This is a genomic window from Rhizobium sp. 9140 (assembly GCF_900067135.1).
Taxonomy (GTDB): domain Bacteria; phylum Pseudomonadota; class Alphaproteobacteria; order Rhizobiales; family Rhizobiaceae; genus Ferranicluibacter.
Genome location: NZ_FJUR01000001.1, coordinates 438,530 through 450,005 on the forward strand (window position 1 = coordinate 438,530; position 11,476 = coordinate 450,005).

12 protein-coding genes are annotated in these 11,476 nt (G+C 63.7%); 7 read left to right on the plus strand and 5 right to left on the minus strand.

The genetic code is table 11. The annotated features are described in order from the left end of the window. Window positions 1-56 precede the first annotated feature (56 nt). The 4 genes from odhB to lpdA all read left to right on the plus strand — a co-directional run bounded on the left by odhB (window position 57) and on the right by lpdA (window position 4,034). Window positions 57-1,313, plus strand: coding sequence for a 2-oxoglutarate dehydrogenase complex dihydrolipoyllysine-residue succinyltransferase (gene odhB, locus GA0004734_RS02015; protein WP_092930751.1), 1,257 nt, complete (start codon window positions 57-59; stop codon window positions 1,311-1,313). A gap of 61 nt (window positions 1,314-1,374) precedes the next feature. Then, entirely contained in the window at window positions 1,375-1,788 is a 414-nt protein-coding gene (locus GA0004734_RS02020; RefSeq protein WP_092930753.1) for an MAPEG family protein, read from the plus strand. 93 nt (window positions 1,789-1,881) lie between these two features. Next, the gene (locus GA0004734_RS02025; protein ID WP_092935774.1) at window positions 1,882-2,529 is read left to right on the plus strand and encodes a LysE family translocator; all 648 of its coding nucleotides are present in this window, start codon (window positions 1,882-1,884) and stop codon (window positions 2,527-2,529) included. A gap of 101 nt (window positions 2,530-2,630) precedes the next feature. After that, the gene (gene lpdA / locus GA0004734_RS02030; RefSeq protein ID WP_092930755.1) at window positions 2,631-4,034 is read left to right on the plus strand and encodes a dihydrolipoyl dehydrogenase; all 1,404 of its coding nucleotides are present in this window, start codon (window positions 2,631-2,633) and stop codon (window positions 4,032-4,034) included. A gap of 97 nt (window positions 4,035-4,131) precedes the next feature. Here lpdA and GA0004734_RS02035 read toward each other — a convergent pair whose 3' ends face one another. Together GA0004734_RS02035 and GA0004734_RS02040 are read right to left on the minus strand one after the other, a co-directional pair. After that, complete coding sequence (locus GA0004734_RS02035; protein WP_092930757.1) at window positions 4,132-5,613, minus strand: NAD-dependent succinate-semialdehyde dehydrogenase; 1,482 nt, start codon at window positions 5,611-5,613, stop codon at window positions 4,132-4,134. A 2-nt stretch (window positions 5,614-5,615) separates the two neighbouring features. Further along, the gene (locus GA0004734_RS02040) at window positions 5,616-6,896 is read right to left on the minus strand and encodes a 4-aminobutyrate--2-oxoglutarate transaminase (protein ID WP_092930759.1); all 1,281 of its coding nucleotides are present in this window, start codon (window positions 6,894-6,896) and stop codon (window positions 5,616-5,618) included. 136 nt (window positions 6,897-7,032) lie between these two features. On the opposite strand from GA0004734_RS02040, the gene GA0004734_RS02045 reads away from it, so the two are divergent. Continuing rightward, window positions 7,033-7,857, plus strand: coding sequence for a MerR family transcriptional regulator (locus GA0004734_RS02045; protein WP_092930761.1), 825 nt, complete (start codon window positions 7,033-7,035; stop codon window positions 7,855-7,857). Here GA0004734_RS02045 and GA0004734_RS02050 read toward each other — a convergent pair whose 3' ends face one another. Beyond that, complete coding sequence (locus GA0004734_RS02050; protein WP_092935776.1) at window positions 7,858-8,409, minus strand: L,D-transpeptidase family protein; 552 nt, start codon at window positions 8,407-8,409, stop codon at window positions 7,858-7,860. 230 nt (window positions 8,410-8,639) lie between these two features. On the opposite strand from GA0004734_RS02050, the gene GA0004734_RS02055 reads away from it, so the two are divergent. Next, entirely contained in the window at window positions 8,640-9,323 is a 684-nt protein-coding gene (locus tag GA0004734_RS02055; RefSeq protein WP_092930763.1) for a response regulator transcription factor, read from the plus strand. Window positions 9,324-9,376: 53 nt separating this feature from the next. Then, on the plus strand, window positions 9,377-9,832 hold the full coding sequence (locus GA0004734_RS02060; protein ID WP_092930765.1) for a cyclic nucleotide-binding domain-containing protein: 456 nt from the start codon (window positions 9,377-9,379) through the stop codon (window positions 9,830-9,832). 19 nt (window positions 9,833-9,851) lie between these two features. Here GA0004734_RS02060 and GA0004734_RS02065 read toward each other — a convergent pair whose 3' ends face one another. Continuing rightward, window positions 9,852-10,658: an exodeoxyribonuclease III gene (locus GA0004734_RS02065; protein WP_092930767.1), complete on the minus strand. Its 807-nt coding sequence runs from the start codon at window positions 10,656-10,658 to the stop codon at window positions 9,852-9,854. An 89-nt stretch (window positions 10,659-10,747) separates the two neighbouring features. Then, the gene (locus GA0004734_RS02070; protein WP_092930769.1) at window positions 10,748-11,410 is read right to left on the minus strand and encodes an outer membrane lipoprotein carrier protein LolA; all 663 of its coding nucleotides are present in this window, start codon (window positions 11,408-11,410) and stop codon (window positions 10,748-10,750) included. Window positions 11,411-11,476 lie beyond the last annotated feature (66 nt).

The following is an 11,476-nucleotide window of genomic DNA, read 5'->3' on the forward strand; positions in this document are numbered from 1 at the left end:
TCAGGCGCGACTGACCGGTCCGGCAGCAACGCCCGCAACATCAGGACGTTTTAACAATGGCAACCGAAATCCGCGTGCCCACCCTGGGTGAATCCGTCAGCGAAGCCACGATCGGCACCTGGTTCAAGAAGGTCGGCGACACCGTGAACGCCGACGAGCCCCTGCTGGAACTCGAAACCGACAAGGTTACGATCGAAGTCCCGGCACCGGCCTCCGGCACGCTGTCGGAAATCGTTGCCAATGAAGGCGAAACCGTCGGCCTTGGCGCGCTCCTCGGCCAGATCGCTGAAGGTGCGGGCGCGAGCGCGAGCGCCGGCGCTGCCCCCGCTGCCAAGCCTGCCGAAGCCGCGGCTCCTGCACCGGCCGCGGAAAAGCCTGCCGCCGAAGCGCCAGCTGCGTCGTCGGTGCCTTCCTCCATGCCGCCCGCGCCAGCTGCCGCCAAGATGCTGGCCGAGAACAACGTTTCTGCTGCCGACGTCGATGGCTCCGGCAAGCGTGGTCAGGTCCTCAAGGGCGACGTGATCGCCGCCGTCAATCGTGGCCTCCAGACGCCGGCAGCGCCTGCCGAACAAGCGAAAGCCCCTGCCCGCGGTCCTTCCAACGCAGCGGACGCACCGCGCGAAGAGCGCGTGAAGATGACGCGCCTGCGCCAAACGATCGCCAAGCGCCTCAAGGACGCCCAGAACACCGCCGCCATGCTGACCACCTACAACGAGGTGGACATGAAGGCGGTCATGGACCTGCGCACCAAGTACAAGGACGTCTTCGAGAAGAAGCATGGCGTGAAGCTCGGCTTCATGGGCTTTTTCACCAAGGCCGTGACGCACGCGCTGAAGGAACTGCCGGCCGTCAACGCCGAGATCGACGGCACGGATCTCGTCTACAAGAACTTCTGCCACGTCGGCATGGCCGTCGGCACCGACAAGGGGCTCGTCGTCCCGGTCATCCGCGATGCGGACCAGATGTCGATCGCCCAGATCGAGAAGGAGCTCGGCCGGCTTGCCAAGGCTGCCCGTGACGGCTCGCTGTCGATGGCCGACATGCAGGGCGGCACGTTCACCATCACCAATGGTGGCGTCTATGGCTCGCTGATGTCCTCGCCGATCCTCAACGCACCGCAGTCCGGTATTCTCGGCATGCACAAGATCCAGGATCGCCCCGTCGTCGTCGGCGGCCAGATCGTCATCCGCCCGATGATGTATCTCGCGCTCTCCTATGATCACCGCATCGTCGACGGCAAGGAAGCCGTGACCTTCCTCGTCCGCGTCAAAGAAAGCCTCGAAGATCCGGAACGTCTCGTTCTCGATCTCTGAGACCATATGACGAGGCCTGCCCGACAAGGGCGGGCCTTTCGCCTGACCGAAAGATACCCGCATGGAACCGACCGTGATCGCCACCTCGCCCTTCCCGGCGCTCGTCGCCTGGAGCGTGGTGCTGCTCGTCTTCCACATCTGCCTGCATGGCATGCTGGTGACCCGCGAGCTCGGTTCCGGCTGGAATGCCGGCCCGCGTGACGGCGACGAGCAGCCGAAAGGCCTGATTGTCGGCCGTGCCGGCCGGGCGTCGAAGAACTTCCAGGAAACCTATCCTGCCTTCATCGGCCTTGCTCTCGGTCTCGCCATTGCCGGCGATCCCTCCGGGTGGGGCCTCCTCGGCGCGTGGCTCTGGTTTGCCTGCCGCATCGTCTACATCCCGCTCTACCTCGCGGGCATACCCTATATTCGCTCCCTCGTCTGGCTCGGCGCTCTCTCCGGCCTCGGCCTGATGGGGCTTGTTCTCGTCTTTTGAGGACGCTCTCGATTCGGGCTGCCTGGGTTGCCCGAACCTCTTTCCCTGCCCGGAGCTGCAGGCACCGACCGGAGACGCATGATGGAACTGTCCGTGCATCCCTATCTCTTCGAACTCGCCTCGTTGATGGCGATCTTCGCCTTCGCAATCGTCTCGCCCGGCGCCGATCTCGCCATGGTCATGCGCCAGTCGATCCTGCACGGACGCCGCTCGGCGATCCTCACCTCCTTCGGCGTCGGCGCATCGCTGATGGTCCATGTCACCTATACGATCCTCGGTCTCGGCCTTGTCATCTCCCAATCGATCACGCTGTTCAACATCGTCAAATGGTGCGGTGTCGCCTACCTGCTCTACATCGGGTTCAAGGCCCTGAGGGCGAAGCCGACAGACGCGGTCGAGACCGCCGCGCCGACGATGGAACCCGCCACCCGCGTTCCGCAATCCGCTTTCAAGGCCTTCGGCCTCGGCTTTGCCGCCAACGCGCTGAACCCGAAGCCGGTGTTCTTTTTCCTGTCGATCTTCTCGACGGTCGTCAGCACGCAGACGCCGGTCGCGGTCAAGTTCGGCTATGGCCTCGTCATGGCGACGTGCCTCATCGCCTGGTTCGTGGCCGTCAGCCTGTTCATGACGACGCCCGCTATGCGTGCCCGCTTCGCCCGCATCAGCCACTGGATCGACCGCGCCAGCGGCATGGTCTTCATCGCGCTCGGGCTGAAACTTGCAACCGAGAAGGCAGCGTAACCCCGGCTGCCGCGCTCGACATTCACATCCGGCAGCCGCCAAGCGGCCGCCAAGGACAACATCGGCAGCCGGGACAGGCTGCGCACGGAAGGACAGTATCCATGGCATATGACGTCGTTATCATCGGAACCGGCCCCGGCGGCTATGTCGCCGCCATCAAGGCAGCCCAGCTCGGCCTGAAGGTGGCCGTCGTTGAAAAGCGGGCGACCTATGGCGGCACCTGCCTCAACATCGGCTGCATCCCCTCCAAGGCCCTGCTGCACGCCTCCGAGATGTTCCACGCTGCCGGCCATATGGATAGCCTCGGCATCGAGGTCGAAGCCCCACGCCTCAACCTGCCGAAGATGATGGAGCACAAGGACGCGACCGTGAAGTCGAACGTCGAGGGCGTCGCCTTCCTGTTCAAGAAAAACAAGATCGACGCCATCCAGGGGACCGGCCGCATTGCCGGTGCCGGCAAGGTCGTCGTCACCAACGATGCGGGCGAGGAACAGACGGTCGAGACGAAGAACATCGTCATTGCCACCGGCTCCGATGTTGCCGGCATCCCGGGCGTTCCCGTCGAGATCGACGAGACGGTCATCGTCTCCTCGACGGGCGGCATCGCGCTGGAGAAGGTTCCCGGCACCATGGTCGTGGTTGGCGGCGGCGTCATCGGCCTCGAACTCGGCTCGGTCTGGGCGCGTCTCGGCGCACAGGTCACCGTTGTCGAATATCTCGACACCATTCTCGGCGGCATGGATGGCGAAGTCTCCAAGCAGTTCCAGCGCATTCTCGCAAAGCAGGGCATCACCTTCAACCTCGGCGCCAAGGTCACCGGCGTCGCCCGTGAAGGCGACGGCGCGACCGTGACCTTCGAACCCGTCAAGGGCGGCGAGGCGCAGACGATTTCGGCCGACGTGGTTCTCGTGGCGACGGGGCGCAAGCCCTACACCGCCGGCCTTGGCCTTGAGGAAGCGGGCGTCGCACTCGACAATCGCGGCCGCGTCGAGATCGATGGCCACTTCAAGACCAATGTCGATGGCATCTACGCCATCGGCGACGTCGTGCGCGGCCCGATGCTCGCCCACAAGGCGGAAGACGAAGGCGTGGCGCTGGCCGAAATCCTTGCCGGTCAGGCAGGTCATGTGAACTACGATGTCATCCCCGGCGTCGTCTACACCCAGCCGGAAGTCGCCTCCGTCGGCAAGACCGAGGAAGAGCTGAAGAGCGCGGGCATTGCCTACAAGGTCGGCAAGTTCCCCTTCACCGCCAACGGCCGCGCCCGCGCCATGCAGGCCGTCGATGGCTTCGTGAAGATCCTCGCCGACAAGGACACCGACCGCGTTCTCGGCGGCCACATCATCGGCTTTGGCGCCGGCGAGATGATCCACGAAATCGCCGTCCTTATGGAATTCGGCGGCTCCTCGGAAGACCTCGGCCGCACCTGCCACGCCCACCCCACCATGTCGGAAGCCGTCAAGGAGGCAGCTCTCGCAACCTTCTTCAAGCCGATCCATATGTAGGAAATGGGCGACCGGTCTGGGCCGGAAGCCGTTTTTCGAAATGCAAAAAGCGGGCGCCGTCAGACGCCCGCTTTTTTCTGCTTAAGGTCCTGTGCGCTCACACACTCAGGCAGAGATACTTCACCTCGATATAGTCCTCGATCCCGTATTTCGAGCCCTCGCGGCCTTGGCCGGACTGCTTGATGCCGCCGAAGGGGGCGACTTCGGTGGAGATCAGACCGGTGTTGATGCCGACCATGCCATATTCGAGATCTTCGGCCACGCGGAAGATCTTGGAGATATCACGGGCGTAGAAATAGGCGGCAAGGCCGAATTCCGTGTCGTTGGCCATGGCGATCACATCCTCTTCCGTCTCGAAGCGGAAGAGCGGCGCAACGGGGCCGAAGGTCTCCTCGCGTGCGAGCTTCATGTCGGGCGTGACACCGGTCAGGATCGTCGGCTGGAAGAAAAGATCGCCCTTGTCCGTCGCCCGCGCACCGCCCACCGCGATCTCGGCACCCTTGGAGACCGCGTCGGCGATGTGATCCTCGACCTTGGCCAGCGCTTTTTCCGAGATCAGCGGCCCGGCACTGACATCCGGCTCGAACCCGCTGCCGACCTTGATGGCGCGCACCTTCGCGGCAAGCTTTTCGGCAAAAGCGTCGTAGACGCTCGACTGCACATAGAGACGGTTAGCACAGACGCAGGTCTGTCCGTTGTTCCGGTACTTCGACACCATGGCGCCTTCGACCGCCGCATCGAGATCGGCGTCCTCGAAGACGATGAAGGGCGCGTTTCCGCCGAGCTCCAGCCCGAGCTTCATCACCTGCCCGGCAGACTGCCGGAAGAGGATCTTGCCGACATTCGTGGAGCCGGTGAAGGTCAGCTTGCGCACCTTGTCGCTCTCGCACATCTCAAGCCCGACGGCTGCGGAGTCCGTCGACAGGATGACGCTGAAGAGGCCTGCGGGAAGGCCCGCCCGCTCGGCAAGGATCGCGAGCGCCAGGGCGGACAGCGGCGTCTCGGCCGCAGGCTTCGACACGATGGCGCAGCCGGCCGCCAGCGCCGGCGCGATCTTGCGAGCGAGCATCGCATTCGGAAAATTCCACGGCGTGATGGCCGCGACGACACCGATCGGCTGCTTGACGACGATGATGCGCTTGTCGGGCTGATGCCCGGGAATCGTGTCGCCATAGACGCGCTTGGCTTCCTCGCCGAACCACTCGACATAGGATGCGCCATACAGCACCTCGCCTTTCGCCTCGGCCAGCGGCTTGCCCATCTCGGTCGTGAGGATGATGGCGAGGTCGTCGGCGTTCGCAACGAGAAGGTCGTATAGCCGGCGAAGGATCTGCGCCCGCTCCTTGCCGGTCTTCCGCGCCCACGCCTTCTGCGCCTTGTGGGCAGCGGCGATGGACTGCGCCGTTTCCGCGCGTCCCATGTCGGGAAGTGTGGCGACATGGGTGCCGTTTGCCGGGTCGAGCACGTCGAAGGTCTTGCCGTCGGCGGCTGCCGCCACCCACTCGGCGCCGATCAGCGCCTTGTCGGTCGCAAGGCTCGGGTCTTTCAGCTTGGCGAGAAGGTCCGGTGATAGGCTCATTGTCAGTCTCCCTTGACGCAGTCGCGCAGCGTGTCCTCGAGAATATCGAGCGCTTCGGTGAAGATATGATCCTGAATGGTGATCGGCGAGAGGAAACGGATGACATTTCCATAAACGCCGCAGGTAAGCAGGATCAGCCCCTTTTCCAGCGCCCGCTGCCGAACCCTGTTGGTGAAATCGGCATCCGGCGTCGCGGTGCCCGGCACATTGAACTCCGCCGCATTCATGAAGCCCGGCCCCCTGACATCGACGATCTGAGGCACGAAATCCTTGAACGACTGCAACCGCTGCTTCAGCCGCGCGCCCAGCTGTTCGGCACGGGCGCACAAATCCTCGTCGTCGATAACGTCGAGCACGGCAAGGCCGGCCGCGATGCCGATCGGGTTGCCGCCATAGGTGCCGCCGAGGCCACCCGGGCCGGGTGCATCCATGATGTCGGCACGCCCGGTCACGGCCGCGATCGGAAACCCGCCGCCGAGCCCCTTGGCCATGGTCGTGATATCGGCAACGACCGGATAATGCTCCATGGCGAACATGCGTCCCGTGCGGGCAAAGCCGGTCTGCACCTCGTCGGCGATCAGGAGGATGCCATGTCGGTCGGCGATCTCGCGCAGCGCGATCACCAGGGCTTTCGGCACCTCGTAGAAACCGCCCTCCCCCTGCACCGGCTCGATGATGAAGGCCGCCACACGCGCCGGATCGACATCGGCCTTGAACAACCGGTCGAGCACCGCCAGCGACGCCTCCACCGTCATGCCGTGCAGTTCGGCCGGAAAGGGAACATGGAACACATCCGGCATCATGGCGCCGAATCCGGCCTTGTAGGGCGCAACCTTGCCGGTTAGCGCCATGCCCATGAAGGTCCGGCCGTGGAAGCCGCCGGAGAAGGCGATGACGGCGGAGCGCTTCGTCGCGGCCCGCGCGATCTTCACGGCATTCTCAACCGCTTCGGCCCCCGTGGTCACGAACACCGTCTTCTTCTCGAAATCGCCGGGTACCAGCGCATTCAGCCGCTCTGCCAGACGCACATAATTCTCGTAAGGCACGACCTGATGGCAGGTGTGGGTGAAGCGGTCGAGTTGGTCCTTCACGGCAGCGATCACGCGGGGGTGACGATGGCCTGTGTTGACGACGGCGATACCGGCGGCGAAATCGATGTAGCGCTTCCCCTCGATATCCCAGATTTCCGCGTTTTCCGCCCGCTCGGCATAGACCTGCGTGGTCACGCCGACACCGCGTGATATGGCAGCGCCGCGACGTTCGGCGACATCGAGATTCAACATGGCATCATCCCCTCTGGCAATAGGCGCACGCGCCCCCGAACGATCTCGGATAAAATTACCTATATTTTTTCTGTAGAGTTTGCAATCCCGTTCCGAGCGGCTATGAGAGGTCTCACACGCATTCAGGCCGACCGGTATGGACGACATTCGCCTCAAGATCACGGAAGCCGCCCGCATGGCCGGGGTGTCCGCCTCGACGCTGCGTCTGTGGGAAAGTCAGGGGCTGATTGAGCCCCTGCGGTCGGCGACAGGTCAGCGCCTGTTCGACCGGACACTGATGGACCGGCTGAAGACCATCGGCTGGCTGCGCACGGAGAAGGGCCTGAACCCGGCCGCCATCCGCGAGGTTCTGAAGGACGAAAGCGAGCCCGCCCTGCCCGTGGAGACACAGGCCGTGCCGGTCGAGGGCGGACCCGCACCCGCCATCGGTGCGAAAATCCGCCATCTCCGCCGTCAGGCCGGGCGAACGCTGCAAAGCGTCGCGGACGAAACCGGCATTGCTCTCTCGCTGCTCTCCTCCTTCGAGCGGATCTCGCAGGGCCTCTCCCTGCCGGCGCTGCATGCGCTGGCGGCCTGCTTCGGCACGACGCTGGCGGCTCTTTCCGGCCAGGAAGGTGGCGAGCACCGGCAGTCGCTCGTGCGCGCCGGTCAGTGGACCGCCTGGCCCGCGACCGCCTCCGGCGTCACCATCCAGCCGCTGGCGGAAGGGCGGCACCAGATGGAATGCCACCGATTCGTCCTCGCCCCCGGCGCCTCCAGCGAGGGCGCCTACCGGCATGAGGGCGAGGAGTTCATGCATATCCTTCAGGGCCGGATGCAGATCGTGCTCGATGGCGACCAGTTCTTCGATCTTGCCGCCGGCGACAGCTTCACCTTCGAGAGCACCCGCTTCCACGCATGGCGCAACCTGCACGAGGCCGAAACCGTGCTGATCTGGATCAACACGCCCGCGACGTTCTGATCAGCCAAGCACGTTCACGACAGTGCCTTTTCGGGCGAAGGCCAGGATGCGGCGCATGGCGAGCAGGCTGACGGCGACGCAGCCTTCCGTCGGCTGGTAGCCGGGCCGGATGAGGTGAAAGAAGATCGCCGAACCGGCATTGCGCCGGCGCACCCGCATATTCCAGTCCATTACGAGGCAGATATCGTAGAGCCCGTCGCTACGCATCATCGTCTCGTAACGACCGGCAAAAGGGGCGGAGACCGGCCGGTTGTAGCATGCGTGATCCGGGGCATCGCACCAGAGCATGTCGGTCCGTGTCCGCTTGAGGAAAAGGCGTGTGGCAGGCGGCACAACCCGGTCGGCCCTGATATAGCCATCGATCAGCGGCATGGCGGCAATCGGCGTCGCACCGTCACCCTCGCGCTTGCGCGCTGTCATGCCGCCCCGCCCGATCGCGGCCTGCTCCGTCCGTCCACTGAAGGAGACCAGCGCATGGTAGCGCCTTCCCGGTGCGGCACGCACGGTGATGGTACCGGGGGAAGAACGTGGTTTTGAAAGGATCTTGCGCATGAGGCTCACAGGAAAGTGCATGGGTCGTGATGGTGCGGTGCCATCATGCCATGTTAGCAAGGTTCCGTCAGCGCCTTTTGCCAAGGGTAATGCCGGGAGCTCCATTCCCGGTGTCACGTGGGCCTCCCCGGCCCGCCCGGTGCTTGCAAGGCATGCCCAATGCCGGTCGAGTGCTTGCCAAGTCCAATGCGAGAGCTAATTTACGTGAGACGCCCAGGAGGAAGTCCAACATGTCATCCCGCACCATTCTGCTCGTCGACGATGATGACGTGTTGCGCCAGACGCTGGTCGAACAGCTGTCGCTCTACGAGGAATTCGTCATTCTGCAGGAAGCGACGGCCAGCAAGGGCGTGCAGGCGGCGCGCACCGGCACGGTGTCTCTCCTGATCATGGATGTCGGACTGCCGGATATGGACGGGCGCGAGGCCGTGAAGCTGCTGCGAAAAGGCGGCTTCAAGGCGCCGATCATCATGCTCACCGGCCACGATACGGATTCCGACACGATCCTCGGCCTCGAAGCCGGCGCCAACGACTATGTCACCAAGCCATTCCGCTTCGCCGTTCTTCTCGCCCGTATCCGCGCCCAGCTGCGCCAGCACGAGCAGAGCGAGGATGCCACCTTCACCGTCGGCCCCTACACGTTCAAGCCCAGCCAGAAGTTGCTGACGCTTGAAAACGGGCAGAAGATCCGCCTGACGGAAAAAGAAGCGGCCATCATTCGCTATCTCTACCGCGCCGACCAGAAGGTGGTGACGCGCGACGTGCTGCTGGAGGAAGTCTGGGGCTATAATTCCGGCGTGACCACGCACACGCTGGAAACCCACGTCTATCGTCTGCGCCAGAAAATCGAGCGCGACCCTTCCAATGCCGAGATTTTGGTGACAGAAAATGGCGGCTACAAGATCGTCCCATAAGGCCGGCTGACGATCTCCGTCCCGTCGCGGACGGCAAAGGATCGGAGAGCCCCTTGGCGCTGAACGACGATATTGCCCTTCTCTCGATCGTGCCGCTGTTTGCGGATATCGATGACGAAAAGCTTCGCCTCGTCGCATTCGGCGCCGAGCGCCGCCGGCTGGTGCGTGGCCAGCAGCTGTTTCGCGAAGGTGCGCCGGCCGATTGCGCCTATGCGGTGGCCGCCGGCCGGCTGGCTCTGACCCGGGCGACAGCCAGCGGTGGCATCGAGACCATTGCCACCGTCGGCCGTGGCACGCTTCTCTCCGAACTCGCCATGATCTCGCTGGTGGAACGCAAGTTCACCGCAACGGCAGAGGTCGAGACCGAGGTCATCCGCATTACCCGGCCGCTCTTCCATCGCATGCTGGAGGAATATCCCGACGTCACCGCCCTCGTCGACAAGCGCATCCGCGACAACCTCGAAGCCATGATCCGCCGCGTCGGCAAGCTCGCCCCGCGCTTCCTCTGATCAGCTTCGAGAGGTCGCCTTAGAGGTCGAAGGTCGCGATCACCGGCACGTGGTCGGACGGACGCTCCCAGCCGCGGGCTTCCTTGACGATATCGACCTGCCGCAGAACGCCGGCGAGATCGGCGGACGACCAGATATGGTCGAGGCGACGGCCGCGATCGGCAGCTTCCCAGTCCTTGGCGCGGTAGCTCCACCAGGTATAGAGCTTTTCCGGCGAGGGCGTGTACTGGCGCATGAGATCCACCCACGCGCCGCCCATCATGATGGCGGTCAGCCCTTCGGTCTCGACAGGCGTATGGCTGACGATCTTCAGAAGCTGCTTGTGGGACCAAACATCGTGTTCGAGCGGCGCGACGTTGAGATCGCCGACGAGGATCGAGGACACGCCGGCGTCCGCCTCTGCATGCAGCAGTTTCATCTCTTCCAGAAAATCGAGCTTGTGGCCGAACTTCTTGTTGATGGTCCGGTCCGGCTCGTCACCCCCGGCCGGAACGTAGAAATTGTGCAAACGGATGCGCTTGGTCCCGTGTGAAAAGACGACCGAGAGATGGCGCGCATCGCCGACACCGCAATAGTCGCGCCGGTCGACCAGTTCCGTCAGCGGCAGGCGAGAGAGCGTGGCGACGCCGTGGTAACCCTTCTGCCCGTGCATCGCCATGTGGCCATAGCCCAGCGCCTCGAAAGCTTTCACCGGAAAGAGATCGTTCGGACACTTGGTCTCCTGGAGGCAGAGAATATCGGGCTGAAACCGCACGAGGAAATCCGACACCAGCGGCATGCGCAGGCGAACGGAATTGATATTCCAGGTTGCGATCGACAATGTCATGATGTGCCTTCCGGAATGCGAAAAAGGTCCCGCTGGGACGGGACCTTTAAGCAATTTTGAGAGCGCTCGACAAGCGGGGGGCTGAAAGCCTATTTGCGGATCTCGTCGTAAGGGATCCGGAAGACGGCATCGTCCATCGGCATGCCGGTTTTCACGTTGAAGATCATCACGGACGTATCCTTTTTCTGCGGATCGGTGATCGTCCACTGGCGAAGGTCGTAGGTCTTCGGATCGAACATCATGGTGATGGTGCTGTCGCCGAAGATAGAGCGGTCGCCGAGCACGATGGTGATCAGGTCCGTCTCCTCCTTCACGTCGCGCACCGTCTTGCCGGAGAGGTCGATGGAATTGGAGAGAAGCAGGTTCAGCGGCGTCTTCGACAGGGGATAGAGATCCCAGGTCTTGAGCTTCTGGTTGCCGATCACGACCGACTTGCCGTCGGCAATGACGCGCATCGGCGACGGCGCCTCATAGTTGAAGCGGATGCGCCCTGGACGGCTGATGAAGAACTTGCCGCCCGTCTGCTCGCCGCGCGGGCCGAACTGGACGAACTCGCCGCTCATCGTCTTCACCGATGCGAAATGGTCGGCGATCTTCTGCGCTGTCCCGGTCGACTGCGCCGAGGCCGGGTCGAGCGGGAGCCCGATGGTCGCCAGAACGCCGAAAACCGCCACGCCTGCCACAAAGGTGCGCCGCGACAGGAGCGACCGATCTGCCTGTCCAGTCCTGTCGGTCGTTCGTGTCTCTGTCATGGGAAACTCCTGTTGAATCACTGCGTGATGTGGCGCGCAACTGCGGCACCTTCAAGACCTCGCGGG

What these genes read in the sequence shown, in the direction of transcription:
- odhB (WP_092930751.1), top strand. Translation starts at nt 57, where the DNA reads ATGGCAACCGAAATCCGCGTGCCCACCCTGGGTGAATCCGTCAGCGAA.
- GA0004734_RS02020 (WP_092930753.1), top strand. Translation starts at nt 1,375, where the DNA reads ATGGAACCGACCGTGATCGCCACCTCGCCCTTCCCGGCGCTCGTCGCC.
- lpdA (WP_092930755.1), top strand. Translation starts at nt 2,631, where the DNA reads ATGGCATATGACGTCGTTATCATCGGAACCGGCCCCGGCGGCTATGTC.
- GA0004734_RS02035 (WP_092930757.1), bottom strand. Translation starts at nt 5,613, where the DNA reads ATGAGCCTATCACCGGACCTTCTCGCCAAGCTGAAAGACCCGAGCCTT.
- GA0004734_RS02040 (WP_092930759.1), bottom strand. Translation starts at nt 6,896, where the DNA reads ATGTTGAATCTCGATGTCGCCGAACGTCGCGGCGCTGCCATATCACGC.
- GA0004734_RS02045 (WP_092930761.1), top strand. Translation starts at nt 7,033, where the DNA reads ATGGACGACATTCGCCTCAAGATCACGGAAGCCGCCCGCATGGCCGGG.
- GA0004734_RS02050 (WP_092935776.1), bottom strand. Translation starts at nt 8,409, where the DNA reads ATGCGCAAGATCCTTTCAAAACCACGTTCTTCCCCCGGTACCATCACC.
- GA0004734_RS02055 (WP_092930763.1), top strand. Translation starts at nt 8,640, where the DNA reads ATGTCATCCCGCACCATTCTGCTCGTCGACGATGATGACGTGTTGCGC.
- GA0004734_RS02065 (WP_092930767.1), bottom strand. Translation starts at nt 10,658, where the DNA reads ATGACATTGTCGATCGCAACCTGGAATATCAATTCCGTTCGCCTGCGC.
- GA0004734_RS02070 (WP_092930769.1), bottom strand. Translation starts at nt 11,410, where the DNA reads ATGACAGAGACACGAACGACCGACAGGACTGGACAGGCAGATCGGTCG.